Raw genomic sequence first — 21,026 nt, 5'->3', positions numbered from 1 at the left:
AGGACCAGCACCTAAAATATTTGTTTATTTTATTATTTAATTATTGTTTTAATACGTCTTCTATATACATCACTTTGTTGTTCTGGGTTTGCAGAAAAGCCTTGTTGGCCTTTCTTATATGCAGGAAAGCCTTTAGCTGCCTCAGGAAAAAGAACGGCAGATGCAGCAGAGCACGTATGGTCCGTGGATCATTACTCATCACGGCCACAATCGCAAAAAAGGAAAGCGGGAAAATAATCAGGATGGCTGCCCATGTCCAGGCCCATACCGGCGCTATCCAGTAATTGAGTACGCCCAGCACCAGGGCCAACAGCACCTGCAGAAACAATGGCGGTCTCAACAAATTAAAACCGAAAAACATCAGGTTAAAACTTCCCCGGCGTACACCGGTACAAAACACATCCCATCCATATTTAAAATACTTGAAGTATGCATTGATCCAGCGGGTACGCTGTGTTTCCAAGGCATCACCGGTATCAATCTTTTCATCATACACCATCGCATCTTCTGCATAGGCCAGCACAGGGATCAGTTTTACGATATCAGCCTGAATCTTTTTATCAAATCCGCCAAAGAAATGATTATACACCACCTCGCGGTAAAGCGTAGTCTTCAGTGCAATGCCCAGCCCCCAGATATTGGCGGAAAGCCCCAGCTCCATACGCATACGACGGTCAATGAAATTACTGAAGTAGTTACCGGCCGCATCCAGCTGCGCATAAACGGTATCGTTGTTTTTGGCCAGCATGTTGGTCTGTACCGCCTGGTAACCCCGGTTGAAATACCGGTTAAGCGTTTCCAGGTAAAGCGGATGCACCAGGTTGTCTGCATCCAGAATCACCATTACCTCATGTGGAGATACAAATCTATTGATCGCAAAATCAATAGAGCGGATCTTGGCGTTCAGCGGCGTTTCCGGTTTCAGCAGTTTTACTTTGGGGTGGGTCATGCCCAGGTCAGCGTCGCCGCAATTGTCTGCCACCACATATACCATATAGTCAGCATATGTTTGCTTCAGCAGGGAATCCACCAAAGGAGGCACCAGCTCCAGATTTTTATGAGCGGTGATAATGACGGCGAAAGTGTAATGATGATTAACGGAGGTCTTCACCTCATGGCCGGGCTTAAACAAAAAACGACCGGCCTTTCTGATCCAGTAGATCAGCAGCAGTACAGCCGGCTGCAGGAGATAACAGGCGATGAGCACCTGAAAGACCACCCAACAATTATAGAGTACGTATAACATAGTTTACCTGACTTTTTCCCAGACAGAAAAGAATCCTCCCGTAAAACGGTACGGTAATACATCGGCCACTTTACAGTCGAGCCATTGAAGCGCCTTAATCCGTTTGGCTAAAAAAGAGAAGGGAAATACATCTTCAATAAAGTTGGCTTTACCGAAGCGAATGATCCGGAAACTGTTCTCAGCCGAAAGTGTTTCCAGATCTGATTTTTTGAAGAACTGGATGTGGTCCAGGTTATCGGCGGCGGATTGTACGGTGGTGCCGCTGTATCCCATTAATTTCTTTACACCTACTACCAGTCTCCAGAGCCAGTTATTTTTTGCCCTCATTTTGAGTACTGGTCTTGTCACCAGTAGTTCGCGGGGGCCGGTGCCGTTGGGGACGGTCACCACCAGGATACCATTTTCTTTGAGGGACTGATGCAGTGTTGCCAGCAGGGATGAGGGCTGATGCAGGTGTTCCAGCACTTCGCTGCAAACGATCACATCGAAAGTATTGCCCTGCGCTACCAGCTGTTCTGCGCTCAGCACTTCAAAACTAACGCGGGGAGAGGTGTTCAGCTCCTTTGCCCTGGCGATGGCCTGTTCGCTGACATCGATACCCAGCACATTAAATCCGAGTTGTCCAAGGTGACGACTGATAACACCATTACCACAGCCTACGTCGAGCACACTGGCCTTATCGCCTGCCCGCTCCGCTACTGCTGCACTGATAAAGTCCAGCCGCTTACGATCTGCAATCCGGTCGTATTCGTATGTTACAGGCCCGTTGTTTGTCATTTTATTCGGTTAATTTCCAGTTTTCAAAATTCTATCATACAAAGTGCCTACCTGCCGGGCCATCTGCTGTACAGAATAACTACCTGCTACGGTAGCGGCTGCACGATGCTGCAGTTCTTCCCGAAGGGATGTATTGGTATGCAGGTCGATGATTGCGGCCGCAAGCTTTTCGGGCTCTCTGACAGGTATTACCAGGCCGTTTTTCCGGTGCTGTACTATTTCGCAGGAGCCGTCTACATCTGTCACTACCACTGCCTTGCGCATGGCCATTGCCTCCAGTAATCCGATTGGCAGTCCTTCCCACAGGGAAGGCAGACAGTAAATATCCACGGCTTTGAGCAGGGCCGGCACATCCTGGCGAAACGGCAGGAAAAGTATCCGGTCTGTTATGTTCAGCGACGTTGCCAGCGCTTCCATTTCAGCTTTCATATCTCCTTCTCCCACCACCAGCAGTGTGATATCCTTTTCGGATTTCAGCACCTGGCAGAAAGCCTGTATCATCGTCAGCGGATCTTTCTGATGGGTGATCCGGGCGATGTAGCCCACAACAGTATGATGGGCCGGGATGCCCAGTGTTATGCGAAGATCCGGCAGTTCCCCCTCGGGGTTAAACAGGTCCAGATCGATACCATTATTGATAACAGTTGATCTGAAACGCCGGAAGTGTTTTACACCGGTGTCTCTGTTGGAAGCAGAAACGGAGATATTAGCATGGGCACCACTGGTCAGCATTTGCTCCGACCAGATACGCAGTCGCTTTTGCAGAAATGACTGGTCTTCGTGAAAAGACCAGCCATGAATAGTATACAGTAAAGGGCGGCCGGCCATTCTCGCCGGCAGGAAAAGGTTACTCGCAGCACGGGATCCATGTGCATGCACCAGGTCGATCTGTTCTTTCTCTATCAATGCTTTCACACGCATCCAGCACGACACATCAAATGCACGCAGGGAGGGCAACACAAAATTGCGGATACCCATCTCCCTTAACCGGGTGATCATGGGGCCGTCTGTAAACGACAGTACCAGCGGTTCGTAACGATCTTTGTCCAGTGCTCCCACCAGGCTGAGGACGTGGGACTCACCCCCTCCTACCAGTCCCTGGCGGATAGCCTGTAAGACTTTTATTTTTCCCTTTCCAGGCATTACGCGGTAGTTGTAGAAGCGCCTTCAGGTTTTCTTTCCCAACCCTGTGGCAGCTTTTCGTAGATCTCAATATTTTCAAACTCCTTGCTCTTTCTCGCACCTACCTTCTGTGCCCAGGCAGCCATCCGTTTGATGCCTTCCTGCAGGCTGACACCGGAACCATCACCAAATACACTGTGCGCTTTGGTATGGTCGGAATAGGCATGCATCACTTCATTTCTGGCCTGGAGATATTTGATATCAGGGGTTACACCAAAACAGTCACCCACTACTTTTGCCAGTTCATTAACTGTATAGGGCTTATCTGCACCAATGTTGAACACCTGGTTGTATGATGCGGGGATGTCAACACAGTTGGCAATCGGAATCGCTACATCATCAATATAACTGAAAGCCCTGGTCTGTTCTCCATCACCGAAGATGGTCAGCTGCTGGCCCTGCATGATCTGGTTCATGAAGATACCAATCACGTTGCGGTATTTGTCGCCGATGTTCTGGTTTTCACCATACACATTGTGCGGGCGGAATACTACATAGTTCAAACCAAACATCTCATGTGCTGCTTTCAGGTCCAGTTCCACTGCATATTTGGATACACCATACGGATCTTCCGGCATCGGCACCATATCTTCCCGCATCGGCAGCTGACCTGCGCCATACACTGCGATGGAAGAAGTAAACACAAAACATTTCACCTTGTGTTTAATGGATTCATTGATGAGGTTGATGCTACCTACCAGGTTATTATTATAATTGAAGCGGCGGATGAAGTGTGAAAGTCCTTCCGCGGCATAGGCTGCGAGGTGGTATACGTAGCTAAAACGGTATTCTTCGAAAAGGCTGGCTACCAGATTTTCATCATACACTGATCCCTGTACGAAAACAGCTCCTTCGGGAATATGATCTTCAAATCCCCCGCTCAGATCGTCCAATACCACGACTTCATGACCGAGCGCCAGGCAGTGCTTTACAACATGTGAACCAATAAATCCGGCACCACCGGTAACGAGTGATCTTATAGTTGACATACTAAATTTTTTTAAACGGGTGAATAACTTGATGTGGTCAGATTCCAGCTAACTCCTTTCAGGAAAGACTTCAGATGTTGAAACTGGCCTTTCAGCAGATAGGTACCAACGGATTTAGGGAAGGTGAGGAAACTGAAGAACAACAGAAAAGCAGTCAGCTGCAGTTTGTTGGTATTCCTGCGCATGTACAGAATACGGTTGCGCGTATGATAATATACCTTGATCGCACTTTCCTTTCCCATCGTGATGGACTCCTTATGAAAGATCAGTCCATCCGCATTATAATATATCTTATAGCCGGCCTTCAGTATGCGGGCCGACCAGTCTGATTCTTCATAATAGATAAAAAACTTATCCGCGAAGCGGCCTACTTTTTCGATCACTTCTCTCTTAACCATCATGGCTGCGCCGTGCGCGCACCAGGTAGGTCCGGAGGTATTATGCTGACCATTGTCCTCTTCTTTGCTGCCTACCGCCCAGGTGCGACCGGTGAGCAGGTTCATCTGATGGAAACCTGCGTACTGGATCACGTTAGGGTGATGATAAAAGCGGATTTTAGGACATACCACGCCGATAGATGGATCTGTTTTAAAAGGCGCCAGCAGGTGGTCGAGCAGATCGGGTGTTACTTCTGTATCGTTGTTAACGATGAACACATAATCTCCTTTGGCCTGTTCGATCCCCAGGTTATTACCTCCTGTAAAACCCAGGTTGACTGGGCTCAGTATCAGTTTCAGATTAGGGTAATTACCTGCTTCTATTTGTGCGGTGGGGTCAACGGTGGAACCGTTGTCTACCAGGATGGTTTCGAAATTTCGGTAGTTGAGTTTTTTTGTTGATTCCAGGAATTCACACGTAACGGTGGTTTGATTATAGTTGAGTGCTATAATTGAAACCAGTGGTGTATCCTGCTTGTTTTGTGTACTATCCATAGTGTTATCCGGTTGTCTGTGCTAGACATTATCTTTTTGTATTAATGCATTGGGGGTATTGGCGAGTATCCACATATCATACAATACAGAATTTTTTTCGGCATAGCTGATGTCGAGGTTGATCCTTTCCTTTACGCTCATATTTTTCTGGCCGCGTTTTTTGATCTGCCACAGGCCGGTGATGCCTGCCGGAGCGAGAAAACGGCCTGCATAGTCGTCAGTGGTGAGTGTAGCGGCTTCATATAAAGGCAGGGGTCTGTTGCCTACGAGCGACATATGTCCGAGCACTACGTTGAGCAGCTGCGGGAGTTCATCGAGGCTGGTATTTCTCAGGAAAGCGCCGAGGCGTGTAACTCTGGGGTCGTTGCTTACCTTGAAGAATACCGGATCTTTATCAGTAGCATCGTATTGATTCAGATGTGATAACTGAGATACCAGTTTATCTGCATTCACCACCATGGTGCGGAACTTGTAGAAATCAAAGATTTTGTATCCGTTACCTGCGCGGTGCGATATATAAAAGATGGGGCCTTTGGATTCCAACCTGATGAGGATGGCGACCAGCAAAAAGACAGGGCTTAACAACAGCAGGGCGGTTCCGGCCACTGCAACATCGAGGGTACGTTTGAAGAAATAATTGATATAATATTTTGATGACCGACGCTGACCCGCAGTGTTAGTGGATGCTTTTTTAGACAGCTCTCTGATCCTGCGGGCAGTTTTCAGTTTTTCCGCAAAGGCTTCCGGGGTAATAGAAGCAGTGATCAGATCATCTATGCCGCCAGTCTTCTGTAATTCCCAGCGAACTTCCACAGTCAGAAAATCGGTGTAAACAAACAAGGGGATATCTTCACATCCTTTGGTGTCCTGCAGAAACTGTCTGAAGTCGATCAGGTCGAAAGTATTACTGCTGATATTACAGATAATGAATTCTGGTTTCAGTTTCAGACGTAATCTTTCTTTGAGCACTTTTTTGGCCAGTTGGGTGCTTTCCGCATAAATGGTCCATTTATCCTTACCGTCCACCACGCGATTCATAAAGTTGCCAGCTCCTATGCACAGTACGAAAGTGTTTGCACTTCCCGGTAATTCTATCACCTTCCCACTTTTTTTCTTTTTCTCCACTGTTAATTGAATGGGCAGATTGGATATCATGTGTTTCGGTTTAATCTTACAATAAAGTATGAATGTTGAGGTATTCTTATCTTATTCAGCAACAATCACGGTTGGGGAAACGATCAGTTGCTTTTCTATGAGACTGAGCAGCTTCAGTGGATCAAAAGGTTTGCTCATGATCTCTACTACATTGGGGTACAACGTTACTTCGTCCAGCTGCATAGCCGTGAGTAATATCACCGGGATATCGCTGTACAGCAGGTTGGCAGAAAGGTTTTTAGTAAACTCCATTCCATCCATATTGGGCATCTGTATATCAGATACAATTACATCCGGCACATTACCGGCAGAGAGCCATTTGCTGGCAGTGAGTCCATCAATGGCAGAATAAACTTTATACCGCTGTCCAAGCATCGCCTCTAACAAATATCGCATTGGTGCACTGTCATCTACTACTAAAATTGTTTTCTTCATTTAACTCCGTTTTAGAAAATAAAAGATTAATTCCGCGACCACAATTACCACTTCATCAGTAGTGCATGATCATCTTTTGATCTTCCAGGAGGATAAGGTTATAAAGTCACCAACAGAATATTTCGTATATCAATAAATGTTATCCATTTATAGACGACGGGGTTTTCATTCCGGGTGAAAATGGCATCAAGAATTTCAGAGGAGATGGTTGTTGGCTGCAGTTTGGAATACGAGATAAAAATATCCATTATTCCTGATAGTACAAAAAAATTGGCATAATACTCTTTGGCTATCCTTTCAACCTGACATTTTTCAGCAGGTCAAAATTGCAATCCGGCGTAAAAGTATATAAACAATCATTCCGTAATATTTTCAAATTTGTATGTGATATAAAATTCCTCGTGAAAGTTGTGATTTCCAGAGTGAATGATAAAATATCTCCGGTACATGTACCTGCTTTTACCTATTGAATTATAATAGTTAATTAATTTGGCAGCGAAATTAATCCCGGAAATTCATGGTTTTTCTCAAAGCAGTACTCTTCTTTTCCCTATTCATTTTGTTCTATAGTTATATAGGGTATGCCATACTGGTGTGGCTATTGCTCCGATTTAAGAAAAGCAATAACTTATCCAGTGATGACAGCTCCGGAGATTATTCACCTGCGGTCACACTGATAGTGGCCGCCTATAATGAAGTCAACTTTATAGAGGAAAAAATATGGAATACGCTGGCGCTGGATTATCCGATAGATAAACTCGACATCTTATTTATTACCGACGGGTCTACAGACGGCACGCCGGACATCGTGCAGAAATACGGCAGGATCAGGCTGATGCATGAGCAGGAGCGCAAAGGAAAAACAGCCGCGATCAACAGGGCGATGCGTTCCATTACTACTCCTTATGTCATCTTCTGCGATGCCAACACATTATTAAACAGTGATGCCATCTGCAATATTATTCATCATTACCGCGATGAGCAAACAGGCGGCGTTGCCGGAGAAAAAAAGGTACGCCCTTCCGGCACTGCAGGCGCAGCAGCCACCGAAGGTATCTACTGGAAATATGAATCCGCTCTGAAAAAACTGGATGCTTCTTTATATACAGTGGTAGGTGCTGCAGGCGAACTGTTTTCTATCCGCACTGAATTGTACCGCCCAGTAGAACAGGACGTGATACTCGATGACTTTATCATTTCACTGCGGATCAATCAGGAAGGTTATCGTATTGCCTATGCCCCGGATGCTTACGCCATGGAGTCTCCCTCCCACTCTATACGGGAAGAGCATAAACGAAAAGTACGGATCAGTGCAGGCGGCTTTCAGTCGATGGTAAGATTGAAGGAGCTGTTGAATGTGTTCCGTTACCCTGTATTATCTTTCCAGTATATTTCCCACCGGGTGCTGAGATGGACATTATGCCCACTGAGTTTGCTTTTGGTACTGGCCACTAATATACTACTGGTAATGAATAATGCCGGCAAATGGTATGAGTGGCTGCTGGTGGCACAGGTAGTGTTTTATGCAATGGCGCTGGCCGGATATACACTGGCAAAACTATCAGTGAAGGTCCGGATATTTTATGTCCCCTTTTATTTTGTATTCATGAACGTAGCGATATATGAAGGCTTTTTCCGGTTTATGCGGAAGCGACAACCAGCTGCATGGGAAAAAGCCGCACGTAGTCCCAGGACTGAAGTCCTGGGCTAAAATGGATTAAAGTCCCGGACTAATGATCGTAGGATTGAAGTCTTTGATTAATTAATATGAATTCTCATCTTCATTTTTAACAAATGAGCACCATAAAAAATCTGCTAAAACAAACAGCCCTGCCCGTATATCTGAGTTTACGGGGGATGTATTATCAGGGAGACAAAGTAGCGTGTCCCTGTTGTAAAGGGACGTTCTCCCGTTTCCTGGAGATAGGATACAACCGCAGGCCGGCACAGTGTCCCAGATGCAGGTCCAACGAGAGAGACCGCACCTTCTGGCTGTTTCTCGAAAAACATCCTGAGTTTCTGTTTCAGGGTGCGAAAGTATTGCATGTGGCCCCGGAAGAAATATATTACAAGCGGCTTAGCAAAGACCCGTCTATACAATATACAGCGGGTGATAAGTTTGTGAACAGCTATGAAAATACTTATCCTGATGATACCATCTATCTGGACATCACTGATATGAAAGACATTGCTGACAACACTTACGACATTATCCTCTGCAGTCATGTACTGAGCTGTATTCCTGATGATGCCCGGGCTTTCCGGGAAATGCGCAGGGTGCTCAAACCCGGTGGCAAAGCCATTATACAGGTACCTGTACGGGAAGATCTGGCTGTGACGGATGAAGATCTGACACTAACGGGGCCGGCTGAACGTATCCGCAGATTCGGCGATCCCAACTATGTTCGTTTTTATGGCCGGGACTATGAGCAAAGGCTCATTGCCCAGGGCTTCAACACTCATTTCATACTGATTACTGACATGCTTACCGAAGCGGAAATTGAACGCTATGGATTGGTAAGAACAGACGAAATTCACCTATGCAGCAAATAATCCCGGCATCAGGCGGTATCAACCCGGCGCCTGCAGCAACCACATCAACACCCAAATCCAAAACATTCCTGAACTACATCCATCACTTCAGGGGTATTGCCATCTTATATGTAGTAGCTGCCCACCCATTGTTGCAATGGGCAGAAGGCAGTCCTGTAGAAAGAATACTGAACATCATCTTCCAGAATTCCACGGTGATGTTCATTTTTATCGCAGGTTATCTTTTCCAGCACCTGTCTGCAAAATTTGAGTACAAGGATTATCTGGTAAAGAAGTTGCAGGGCGTTATCTGCCCGTATATACTGCTTTCTATTCCGATTATTGTGGCGCGTCTTATATCTGGTAACGTGCCTGGTAATACACTGGATGTATACCCTGATTTTGCTTCCTTTCCGGCGTGGAAACAGATTGGTTATTATTTATTACACGGTGCACACATGCAACCGTTTTGGTTTATACCCATGATCACCTTGTATTACCTGGGAGCGCCTGTATTAATTTATATTGACAGACACCCGCGCTGGTACTGGGTGCTGCTTCCGCTGTTCGTAGTTTCTACGGTACTGGTACAGCGTGCAGCCCTTGCCGATACTTTCAGGATGGCCATCCACTTTTTATTCGTGTACCTGTTTGGTATGTTCCTGAGCCACTATAAAGACCGTTACCTGGAATTCGCTAAAAAATACTGGCTGCCGATTACTGTGCTCTCTTTCCTTTCACTGGCCGTTAATTTTTACGTGCCTGCCAGGTTTTATGATCCGGCAGATTTTACACAGAAAATTCTTTTCTCCTGCTTTTATATTTACTGGTTGTGGAAACTGGAACGGTATGTACCCAAGGTGATCAATATCCTTGCTACGCTTAGTTTTGGGATATTCTTCATTCATTACTTTTTTGTGTTGTTACAACGTTTTGTAAGCTATAAGATTTACGGTCATGAGATGCCGGGCAACCTGTTTTCCTGGGCACTCTGTAACCTGTTTGTACTGGTTCCTACCGTACTCTTTTTGATGGCAGCAAGAAAAGTTTTTGGGAAATACAGTAAGTATTTTGTCGGATGTTAAGTGCTTTCATTCATGCTGTTAGGACATCTTAATAAATTATGAATATTATTAATTTATTTTTATCCAAAATACAATTCAAAACACGTATTGCTGCGTTCACTTGCCGATCCTGAATTTTCACGGGCAATTTTATACACTTTACAAATTTTCAGGAACGTGATTACTTTTTCTTTATATCTTGCACCCAGTTTTTTAAGAGGCGCTACTAATAGTACAGTACCAAAGTCTCTGAGAAGCATGTCAACTTTTTCCAGCCATCTCCTATCACAAGCCTGAGCGGTTATTTACAGTATGCTAGGTTGCGTTATGAAACGCAGAGCCCCGGAGTAAATCACCCTGAATTTTTTAGCCATCACATCCTGCGGAAGATCTGTGTAATGGGTCCTGTGTTGTTATTAACCATACAGCATATACGTGCTGCCAGTAACCTTACGGACTTAATTAAATTATTTCATTACCGGATACAATAATGCTATGAATAAATTTTACACGCTCCTTACTTTCCTCTTAGTGATGGGAATCAATACGGTCTTGGCACAGACAGGCGTATTAAACCCCAACGACAGCATTGTGGAATACAATCCGGCGGCTCCTCCCACTCCTCCTAACTGGGGTGTACTGGGCAAGTGGGTCAGGACCAAACGCCTCAACTGGAACACTGACTCCTACAAGTGTTATTACTACAATGGTCTGCAATTCCGTTTAAAGTTCCCCAAATCCTACCAGCCAGGTGTATCCGATGGCAAAAAGTACCCCATGATCATCTTCTGGCATGGTGTAGGAGAAAGAGGCACTATCTATGACAACGAATATCAGTTGTACCATGGTGGTGAATTACACAAAAACGCTGTTGACAACGGCACCTTTGATGGCTTTCTGCTTTATCCGCAAAACCAGGGTGGTTTCTTCGGAAATGTACAGTTTGATGCTATCAGAGATCTGATCGTTAATTACATGATTCCGGAGGTAAAGCTCGACCCTTACCGCATTATGGTACAGGGACTTTCCGGTGGTGGTACTGCCACCTGGGACTTTATGATCCGTTACCCCAAACTAGTGGCTTCCGCCGCTCCTATCAGCGCTTCGACGCTGGCATTAAAAGATTATATCGATGTATTCAAATTAATCCCCATCTGGAACTTCCAGGGTGGAGATGACACCAACCCCGACCCCAGTGTTACTCAAAACGTATACAATGCTGTAAAAGCCGCTGGCGGCAACATGAAACTTACTATTTATGATGGCTGGGGACATGGCGTATGGTACAAGGCATGGGGCGAACCTGACTATTTCCCTTTTGCCAACCGCGCCCACAAAGCCAACCCATGGCCACTCTATGGCAGAACAGAGTTTTGCCCGGGAGACACGATTAACGTTACCTTAGGTGTAACGGCCGGCTTCGACGCCTACGAATGGCGTAAAGACGGTGTTATCATTCCCGGCGCCAACAGCAATACCATTGTTGCTACTACTACCGGTGTATATGATGCCCATATTAAAGATGGCGATAACTGGACCACCTGGTCTCCCATCCCGGTACAAATCAAAATAAAAACCCCCACTATCACCCCAAACATTAGCGTCAATGGGGTGATGAGTAAAGTACTTCCTGCGCTGGATGGTAAAGACAGCGTAGTACTGCAATTACCGGCAGGCTATACTTCCTATCTCTGGAAAAAAGCCACCGATGCCATCACTTTAGGTACAGACAGAATGCTCACTGTTAGAGACTCCGGCCTGTATGTAGCGACCGTAACAGAACAATACGGTTGCTCCAGCAATTTCTCTGCTCCGTTTAAAGTTATCAAAGCCAGTGGAACACCCGCTCCGGACCCGGCCACCAATGCCATTGCCAGAGCTGATTCCAAAACACAGATCACTATTGACTGGAGCAGAAATCCCAATCCCACTAACAGCGAAACCGGTTATGAAGTATACCGTGGCACCGCTGCCGGCGGGCCTTATACCCTGGTAGGCATTACTGGTCCGGGCGTGACTACTTTCTCCAGCAGCGGTTTAAATCCCAATAAAGCCTATTACTTCGTTATCAGAGCTGTGAATGATAATGGTGCTGCTATTGCCAGCAATGAAACCAGCGCCACCACGCAGGTAGACAATAATCCACCTACAGCACCAGGCTCTCTGAAAATCACCGGTACTACCAGAACATCGGTTAGTCTTTCCTGGACAGCAGCTACAGATGATGTAGGTGTTACCAAATATGACATCTATGTAAACGGTGTCAAAACATATACTGTTAACGGAGATCAGACATCCTTTACCGTTAACTCCCTTGTCTATAATCAGGTGTATGCCTTTACCGTAAAGGCCAGAGACCTCACCGGCAATCTGTCCCCAGCCAGTAACCAGGTGTCTGCTACAACTGCAAACAGTGGCCTGAACTACAAATACTACACTGGTACCTTCAGCGCATTGCCCGACTTCAGTACTTTAACACCTGTAAAAACCGGTGTTACACCTACTGCAGATATCAGTGCCCGTGATGCCAACGAAAACTACGCATTCCTGTGGACAGGATATATCAACATCCCTGCTACCGGTACCTATACTTTCGAAACTTACTCCGACGATGGCAGCAGGCTATATATCGGCCCTTACAGCTATGCCGCAACTCCACTGGTAGATAATGACGGTTTGCATGCTCCGCAGTCAAGGACCAACAGCATTTACCTCACTGCTGGTTCCTATCCTTTCTCCGCTACCTTCTTCCAGGCAGGTGGAGGACAGGTGATGCAGCTCTTCTGGCAGTCTACCATCAATGGTGTAACCGGCAGCAGACAGGAAATTCCTGCCAGTGCATTCAAAGATCCAGGCACCCCCGGTGGCGCAACTCCTGCTGCGCCTACACAGATCAAGGCTACTGCTGCTTCCTATAACAAAATCAATCTGACCTGGACCGACAACAGCAACAACGAAACAGGTTTTGAAATCTACCGCAGCACCAGCCTCAGTGGACCGTTTAACATCATCGCCACTGCAGCTGCCACTAAAACAGCCTACACCGACAGCCTGCTGCAACCGCAGACCACCTACTACTACAAGGTGAAAGCAATCAACAAATACGGCGATTCCGGCTTCAGTCTGGCCGATGGCGGCGGATTGCAGTACGACTATTATGAGTTCTCTGATATTACCCAGCTGCCCGACTTTAGCAGCATCACCCCTGTTAAGAGCGGTAGTGTGGACAATATAACACTGGATATCCGCAACCATGACAATAATTTTGCACTGAAATTTGCGGGATACATCAATCTCCCGGTTAGCGGTACCTATACCTTCTATACCGCCTCCGATGATGGCAGCAAGCTGTACATCGATGGCTTCGACAATACCAGGTTAGTAGTCAACAACGACTACCTGCAGGGCACTACCGAAAGGTCCGGTACCAAAACCCTTTCTGCCGGCCGTCATGCCATCTATATTACCTTTTTCCAGCGTGGTGGCGGATATACACTGACTGCTAGCTATAAAGGTCCCACTGGAAGCAATATAGCCAAACAGCTGATCCCCAGTTCTGCATTGGCCAATCCCAATATGCAGGCCACTACCCTGGCATTGCCTACAGCGCCGGCAGCACCTACCGTGCTCACCGCAGCTACTGTGTTCTCCAATAAGATTGGTCTCAAATGGAACGATAATTCCAACAATGAAACATCTTTTGAAATATACCGTTCTGTTGGCAACAACAGCCTGTACAAACTGCAGGCGACCATCCCCGGCAGCGATAGTGCCTACGGCGTGCTTACAGATACCGCCCTCTTTGCCAATGTAACTTACTATTACAAGGTAAGAGCGGTGAACGTAGGTGGTAACTCTGCCTACAGCAACGAACTGAATGTACAAACACTCAACAATGCTCCGGTCCTCAACAATCAGCCCAACCGCTTCATGCATTACGACACCCAGCTGTCTGTAAATGTAGTGGCCACCGATGCTGATGGAGATCCGATCACCCTTACCGCTACCAACCTGCCTGCTTTCGCCACTTTCACCGACAACGGCAACGGTACCGGTACCATTCTCTTTAACAATCCTCCGGTTACAGCACAAGCCACTTATCCCGGCATTACCGTGAAAGCACAGGACAACCACAATGGTATTGCCACCAAAGTGTTCTCACTGACTGTAAATGCCAACTATGCACCGGTATTAGGTAGTGTGTCCAACCTGACCATCAGTGAAAATACGACCTCACAAATCAATGTGGCCGTAACCAATGATAACGGTACCGATAACCTTACCTGGACCTATACCGGCCTGCCTGCTTTTGCAACAGCCGTGTCCAATGGTAAAACATCCCAGATCACGCTGAACCCCGGTTACAGCGATGCCGGCTCCTACCCTGTATCTGTAAAGGTATCAGACGGCGTTGGCGGTGAAGACACCAAAAACTTCACCATTGTGATCAATGATGTGAACCCTGGTTACTTCGTAAGAGTAAACTTTAACGACGGTTCCAACCAGGCAGCGGCTCCATGGAACAACACCAACAAGGTGCCCGTTACTCAGAATGATATCTTCGGCCCCTTCACCGATCAGAACGGTAACAACACGGGTATCTCTCTGAAGATCATGACCCCATGGCAAACCGTCAACGGAGGCAGCAACGCCAACAATGCCGGTGTACGCCCAGGTAATAACTCCGGCATATACCCCGACAACGTAATGGCCAGCTCCTACTGGACCAATACCACCAAACAAACATTTAAGGTTACCGGTCTTAAGGCTACCTTCAAATACAACTTCACCTTCTTCGGAAGCCGCAGCGGTGTAACAGATAACCGTACCGCCAACTACACCATCAACGGTACCACTGTTTCCCTCAATGCGTCCAACAACGCCACCAATACCGTTGTCATCAAAGGTGTAGCTGCTGATTCGAATGGTGAAGTATCTGTCGATCTCCAGGCCGGTACTGGTTCTTCTTTCGCCTATATCAATGCGATGGTGATAGAAGCCGTGTATGACGATGGTACAGCTCCTGCCAAACCAAGACAACTGGCCGCCAGAAATATTCCTACCGGCGTAAGACTGTCCTGGACCGATGCCGCTTATAACGAAACAGGTTATGAAGTATACCGGTCAACCGATTCACTGGGTACCTACCAGTTAATGAACCCGGCACCGACCAACGCTAACGACACCGCCTATACGGACAATACCGTAGTCGCCAATACCAAATACTTCTACGCTGTTCGCGCGATCAACACCTATGGTAATTCTCCATATACAGATACCATAGCGATCGTTGCGGCCAACAGAAACCCGGTGTTGAATACACTGAGCAATGTGTCAATGAAAACAGATGATGTACAGAACATCACTGTTACCGCTACTGATGATCCGTCAGATATCCTGACTGTCAGCGCTACCGGTTTACCACCTTTTGCTACCCTGACCACCACCGGCAATGGCACCGCTACCATAGCCCTTACGCCTACAGCTGCCAACATTGGCAGATACAGTGTAACCGTTACCGTAGCAGACAACCACGGTGGCAGCGCCAGCCAGACATTTACCATTGCGGTAAGAGACAAAAACATCACTTCCATTTACGTCAACTGCAACCAGCTCAGTCCGGAAGGTGCACCGTGGAACAATTTCAACGGCCTCCCAATTGCCAACCGCAACATCACCAACATGCTGGATGAAACCGGTGTCGCTACCGGCGCTACCATCACCCTCGTGGATGTCCTCACCGGCGCCAACAACGTAGGTGCAGTAACCGGCAACAATTCCGGCGTATTCCCGGATAATGTGATGAACACCTTCTACTACGACCAGAGCACTACCGCCAGACGCATCAGGATCACCGGTCTTACCAGCACTAAAAAATACAACCTGGTGTTCTTCGCCAGCCGCGCAGATGTGACTGACAACAGAACAACCGTGTATACAGTTGGTACACAGTCCGTATCCTTAAATGCATCCGGCAATACCAGCAAAACAGTACAACTGAATGGCCTCAGCGCCGACAGTACCGGTACTATCGAGTTTACCATTCAGAACGGTACAGGCTCCCTCTTCGCCTATCTGAATGCACTGGTGATACAGTCCTATGTTGACAATGGACAACCACTGTCTCCTGAAAGCCTTATCGCTACCGGTAAATCAAGAAACACCATCAAACTGGACTGGACCAACAAAGCCAGCAATGCCACCGGTGTGGAAATATACCGCTCCACCAGCATAGATGGTGCTTACAGCCTGGTTACCACTGTAGGCGGAACCGTGAACACTTATATGGATAACGGTCTCAGTGAAAGCACCCGCTACTATTATAAAGTAAGAGCCAAGGCTAATACCGTATTCTCTGATTACAGCAATATCGCTACCGGAGCTACGTATAGTCATTCTGTTTACATCAACATCAATGTAACCAGTCCTCAGGGTGCACCATGGAACAATACCAACTCACTGCCTTTCCAAGGCCAGAAGCTCAATAACATCAAAGATGAAATCAGCAACAACACCAGCATGGTGATGAGCATAGACCGGAACTTTACAGGCACCAACCCCAATGGTATGGTGACCGGTAACAACTCCGGCATCTATCCGGACAATGTAATGGCCGCCTCCTACTACATCGACAAAGGAGATACTGCCCAGCTTACCTTCTCCGGCCTGAACCAGTCTATGGCTTACTCCTTCGTATTCTTCGGCAGCCGTGCCGGCGGAGGCGACAGGATCAGCGCTTACAGCATCAATGGCAAAGTGGTAACACTCAATGCACTGAACAACACCAGCCAGACCGTACAGATAGACAATGTAGTACCTAACAGCGATGGTGAAATCCGTGTGGTCATCTACATTGCCCCTAACGGCCAGTATGCTTACCTGAATGCGCTTGTCATCAATGCTTATCCCAAAGACAATACACCAGGAGCCGACAATAGCATCACACCTGATAATGTGATGATGGCTGCCAACAGAAACCGTAGCGCTGCCGGTGTTGTAAGCAAAATAGAACCCACTAAGGAAAACGGTGAAGAGATCCTTATCGAAAGCGTGTATCCGAATCCGGTTAGCTCCTTCGTCAACCTCCTGGTGAAAAACACAGGCAAGTCCCAGAACGTGACCATCAAAGTATTTGATCTCACAGGAAGAATGGTGTATGCGAAAGCAGGCATCGTACTGCCGGAAGGTTCACAACCTATCCGTGTAGACTTCAACAGGGATATGGCGCCAGGTGTCTATCTGCTGCAAGTACTGACTCCTGATAATAAGCGTGTGAAAATTGTGAAATTGATCAAGCAGTAAGTAACAAACGTTAATCCGGTCACTAAAAAATCCGGTCTTCACAACCGGATTTTTTAGTGACAATTAAATTAAACTATTTTATACTTTAAAGAATCCGGCAATATGGATCTGATTTATTTGTTCAATTCGTTAATGCGTAGAAAGTGGCTGATCCTCATCAGCAGTGTGCTGGCGGTGGCAATTGCATTTCTGTTCACGCTCAACCAGAAAAAGCTCTATCGTTCTTCTGCCCAGATGGCTACGGGTTTTACAACCAGTGATCAGGTGAAACTGAAAGATGAAAACTTTAATATTTATGAGATTGATGTAAAGTTCAGCAACATCATCGAAGCCCTTCGTTCCACCAAAGTACTGAGCATGGTCACTTACAACCTGATGCTCCACGATCTGGAAAAACCGCAGACACCCTTCCGTAAACTGGATGCGGAGACCATGAAAAAACCTGCTTACCGCAACGCGGATAAAGCAGCCGCCATCGCTGTACTGAAGAAAAAATATGCCGAAGAAAAATTGTTAAGCTCCTACGATCCTGAAGAAAGAAAAATACAGGAGCTGATGAAAGTATATCAGTACGATCTGGAAACTGTCCGCAAGTTGCTTTCTGTTGCCCGCATTCAAAGAACCGACTTCATTGAAGTACAGTTCTGGTCTACCAATCCCGAATTATCTTCCTACATGGTAAACCAGATCTGCTCCGAATTTCTGAGAAATAACGAAAGCTCCCGCTCCCAGCAGAATGTACAGTCTATTGAAACACTCGAAAAGCTGGTAGCCCAGAAAAGGGCCGACCTGGACCAGAAGATCAACAATCTCAAAACCATGGGTGGTGTAGATGCAACAGTGGAAAGCTCCAGTAAAATGGAACAGATCAGCACCTTTGAAAGCAGAATGACCGAGGAGCAGAATACCTTAAACAGTGCTACCCTTTCACTCCAGCAGGTCACCAGACAACTGGCTGACATGGACCGCAACAATGCCCAGACTGCCAGCGCAGCCACTGCTGCCTCTGCAGAGATCAGCAAACTGCGCAGCCAGATGAATGATGCCAACCAGGAATATATCAGTAAAGGCTCTAATGATACAGAGCTGTACAACAAATACCAGAAACTGAAAGCGGCCTATAAAGCCAAATTGTCCAGTCTGGCCACCAATGCCCCCTCCGAAGGCGGTATCAGCAAAGCTGATCTGCAACAAAAGAAAACAGAGCTGGAGATACAGGTCAGTTCTTCCAAACAGAACATCGAAACCTATCAACAGAAAATACGCAGTCTGAATAGCAGTGTAGGTGCCGCCGCCTCCCGCAGTGCCACCAACCTCGCCCTGCAAAAAGAAGTGAACCTGTCCCAACAGGAATATGAAAACGTTAAATCCCGCTATGACGCGGTGATGAACAACACCGTGGTGCCACTGGACAACTACCGGCAGATTCTCTATGGCCAGCCAGCCGTAGAGCCGGAGCCCTCCAAACGTTTGATGACCCTGGCACTGGCCGGCGTAAGCATGTTTGTATTCTGCTGTATGGCTATCATCTTCCTGGAGTATATTGATGTTTCTATCAAAACACCTTCCCAGTTCATCAAAACGGTAGGACTGAAACTGCTGGGTGTAGTGAATAAAATCAATATGAAACAAACTCCGCTGAACACCATCTTCGACACAGCAACGGCTACCTCCGCCCCCGCAGTCACCTTCCGTGAACACCTGCGTAAGCTGCGTTTTGAAATTGAAAACAGCACCCATAAAATATACCTGTTTACCAGCGCCCGCCCCGGTGAAGGAAAATCAACGATCATCAAAGCCCTCGCCCACAGCCTGAGCAGAAGCCAGAAAAAAGTGCTCATCATCGACACCAACTTCATCAACAATACACTGACAAAAGAATTTGAAGCCAAAGAAGAACTGGAATCCTTCTCTGCAGCTACCAGCGATTACAGCTACGACAAGGTGAAATCCATCATCACCGCTACTGCTATCGAAAACGTGGATATCATTGGTTGCAAAGGCGGAGATTATACACCCGCAGAAGTATTGGGCGATGATAACCTGTTACGTCACCTGTCTGCGCTCATCGGCACCTATCATTATATTCTGATGGAAGGCGCAGCCCTCAACGACAGGTCAGACAGTAAAGAGCTGCTGAATTATGCCGACACCATGATCTCTGTTGTTTCTGCAAAATCTACTATCAAACAAACCGATAAGGAATCCATTCAGTTCCTGCAGAACATGAATGGAAAGTTCACTGGCGCCATATTGAACTGTGTTAACAAGGAAAATATAGACCTGTAGAAAAAGGATATGAAACTATTTAACAGCGATATTTTAAACAACAATAGAATGGCATGGATAGACTATGCCCGTGGCATAGCTATTATCCTGGTATTGTACCGCCATATTTTTGAGGGAATTTCCCGCACGGGTACTTCCACTACGGAATATGCCTGGCTGGAAAATGCCAATATCGTCTTTTATAGTTTCAGGATGCCTCTCTTCTTTATTCTGTCCGGCGTATTTATTAGCAGGAGTCTGGCTAAGCGGACAGTAGGCAAAATATTGTTCAACAAGGTCAGTACTTTACTATATCCGTACCTGTTATGGTCTGTGCTGCAGATTTCCCTGCAGATATGCCTGAGCAGATACGTGAATGCAGACAGAAGCCTGGCTGACTATGGATACATTTTTCTTTTCCCCCGCAGGATAGACCAGTTCTGGTACCTGTATGCACTTTTTAATGTCAGCGTGCTGTACGTCTTTACCCGCCAGTTGCTCAAAATGCCGATCTGGCAACAGCTGACAGCCGGCGCCGTACTGTATATCCTGTCGAGTTATGTCAGCATCAAACACATAGACCTCGGTTTTGTGTACGACATCATGCATTACTATATCTTCTTTGCGCTGGGTGACCTGTTGTCATCCAGGATACTGGACAAGGAAAACTTCCGGCAGTATGCCTCCTGGAAAACTTTCGGGTGGCTACTCCCCTTTTTTATGGCAGGCCAGTATTACTTCCTGACCAAAGACCTGCAGATGAACGACAATATGTATGTAGAAACCTACCAGCCGATTTTGTTTGCGCTGATTGCGCTGACCGGCTGTGCTTTCATGTATAATATTTCGTTTATTCTTCAACGTTACAATACTATAAAATGGCTGAGGATAGTGGGATATCATTCCTTATACATCTATGTATCTCACGTACTGGTAGCTTCTGCTACCAGGATGGTACTAATGAAAGGATTCGGTATTACCAGTGTTCCTTTACTGCTGGTGATATGTCTGGTGATGGCAGTAGTTGTACCGATCATTATTTATAACCTGGCCATACGTGCCGGCGCCTGGTGGCTTTACAGCCTCGAGCGGCCTGCTGTCGGCAAGGAAAAATTACAGGTACAACAAAGTTAAACCCGCAGCC

At 46.7% G+C, this 21,026-nt stretch carries 13 protein-coding genes; 6 read left to right on the top strand and 7 right to left on the bottom strand.

Annotated features, from left to right (window positions below; genetic code table 11):
* Window positions 1-40 precede the first annotated feature (40 nt).
* The 7 genes from KD145_RS01500 to KD145_RS01470 are packed head-to-tail and all read right to left on the bottom strand — an operon-like array spanning window position 41 to window position 6,716.
* The gene (locus KD145_RS01500) at window positions 41-1,246 is read right to left on the bottom strand and encodes a glycosyltransferase family 2 protein (RefSeq protein ID WP_212004159.1); all 1,206 of its coding nucleotides are present in this window, start codon (window positions 1,244-1,246) and stop codon (window positions 41-43) included.
* Between the two features lie 3 nt (window positions 1,247-1,249).
* A complete protein-coding gene (locus KD145_RS01495; RefSeq protein WP_212004158.1) occupies window positions 1,250-2,023 on the bottom strand; it encodes a bifunctional 2-polyprenyl-6-hydroxyphenol methylase/3-demethylubiquinol 3-O-methyltransferase UbiG in 774 nt (257 codons plus the stop codon).
* Window positions 2,024-2,032: 9 nt separating this feature from the next.
* Window positions 2,033-3,166, bottom strand: coding sequence for a glycosyltransferase (locus tag KD145_RS01490; RefSeq protein WP_212004157.1), 1,134 nt, complete (start codon window positions 3,164-3,166; stop codon window positions 2,033-2,035).
* Window positions 3,166-4,194 (bottom strand): NAD(P)-dependent oxidoreductase, encoded by a 1,029-nt coding sequence (locus KD145_RS01485; RefSeq protein WP_212004156.1) that lies wholly within the window; start codon window positions 4,192-4,194, stop codon window positions 3,166-3,168. Before KD145_RS01485 ends, KD145_RS01490 begins: the two co-directional genes overlap by 1 nt.
* An 11-nt stretch (window positions 4,195-4,205) precedes the next feature.
* Complete coding sequence (locus KD145_RS01480; RefSeq protein ID WP_212004155.1) at window positions 4,206-5,126, bottom strand: glycosyltransferase family 2 protein; 921 nt, start codon at window positions 5,124-5,126, stop codon at window positions 4,206-4,208.
* A gap of 21 nt (window positions 5,127-5,147) precedes the next feature.
* Window positions 5,148-6,281, bottom strand: coding sequence for a sugar transferase (locus KD145_RS01475; RefSeq protein WP_249219705.1), 1,134 nt, complete (start codon window positions 6,279-6,281; stop codon window positions 5,148-5,150).
* 51 nt (window positions 6,282-6,332) lie between these two features.
* Window positions 6,333-6,716, bottom strand: a complete 384-nt coding sequence (locus KD145_RS01470) for a response regulator (RefSeq protein ID WP_212004154.1) — start codon at window positions 6,714-6,716, stop codon at window positions 6,333-6,335.
* Between the two features lie 517 nt (window positions 6,717-7,233).
* On the opposite strand from KD145_RS01470, the gene KD145_RS01465 reads away from it, so the two are divergent.
* From KD145_RS01465 to KD145_RS01440, 6 genes are all read left to right on the top strand, one after another.
* Window positions 7,234-8,427: a glycosyltransferase family 2 protein gene (locus tag KD145_RS01465; RefSeq protein ID WP_212004153.1), complete on the top strand. Its 1,194-nt coding sequence runs from the start codon at window positions 7,234-7,236 to the stop codon at window positions 8,425-8,427.
* A gap of 83 nt (window positions 8,428-8,510) precedes the next feature.
* Entirely contained in the window at window positions 8,511-9,269 is a 759-nt protein-coding gene (locus tag KD145_RS01460; protein WP_212004152.1) for a class I SAM-dependent methyltransferase, read from the top strand.
* Window positions 9,257-10,333 carry an acyltransferase gene (locus KD145_RS01455; RefSeq protein WP_212004151.1) on the top strand — a complete coding sequence of 359 codons (1,077 nt, stop codon included), beginning with the start codon at window positions 9,257-9,259 and terminating at the stop codon, window positions 10,331-10,333. The genes KD145_RS01460 and KD145_RS01455 overlap by 13 nt, the downstream gene beginning before the upstream one ends.
* A gap of 474 nt (window positions 10,334-10,807) precedes the next feature.
* The gene (locus KD145_RS01450) at window positions 10,808-17,614 is read left to right on the top strand and encodes a fibronectin type III domain-containing protein (protein WP_212004150.1); all 6,807 of its coding nucleotides are present in this window, start codon (window positions 10,808-10,810) and stop codon (window positions 17,612-17,614) included.
* Window positions 17,615-17,716: 102 nt separating this feature from the next.
* The gene (locus KD145_RS01445; protein ID WP_256441249.1) at window positions 17,717-19,903 is read left to right on the top strand and encodes an exopolysaccharide transport family protein; all 2,187 of its coding nucleotides are present in this window, start codon (window positions 17,717-17,719) and stop codon (window positions 19,901-19,903) included.
* A gap of 48 nt (window positions 19,904-19,951) precedes the next feature.
* The gene (locus tag KD145_RS01440) at window positions 19,952-21,016 is read left to right on the top strand and encodes an acyltransferase (RefSeq protein ID WP_212004148.1); all 1,065 of its coding nucleotides are present in this window, start codon (window positions 19,952-19,954) and stop codon (window positions 21,014-21,016) included.
* Window positions 21,017-21,026: the final 10 nt, after the last annotated feature.

The sequence above is a fragment of the Chitinophaga sp. HK235 genome (assembly GCF_018255755.1).
In the GTDB taxonomy this organism is placed as follows: domain Bacteria; phylum Bacteroidota; class Bacteroidia; order Chitinophagales; family Chitinophagaceae; genus Chitinophaga.
The sequence above is the reverse complement of the archived record's forward strand: the minus strand, read 5'-3'. Positions and strand labels throughout refer to the sequence as shown.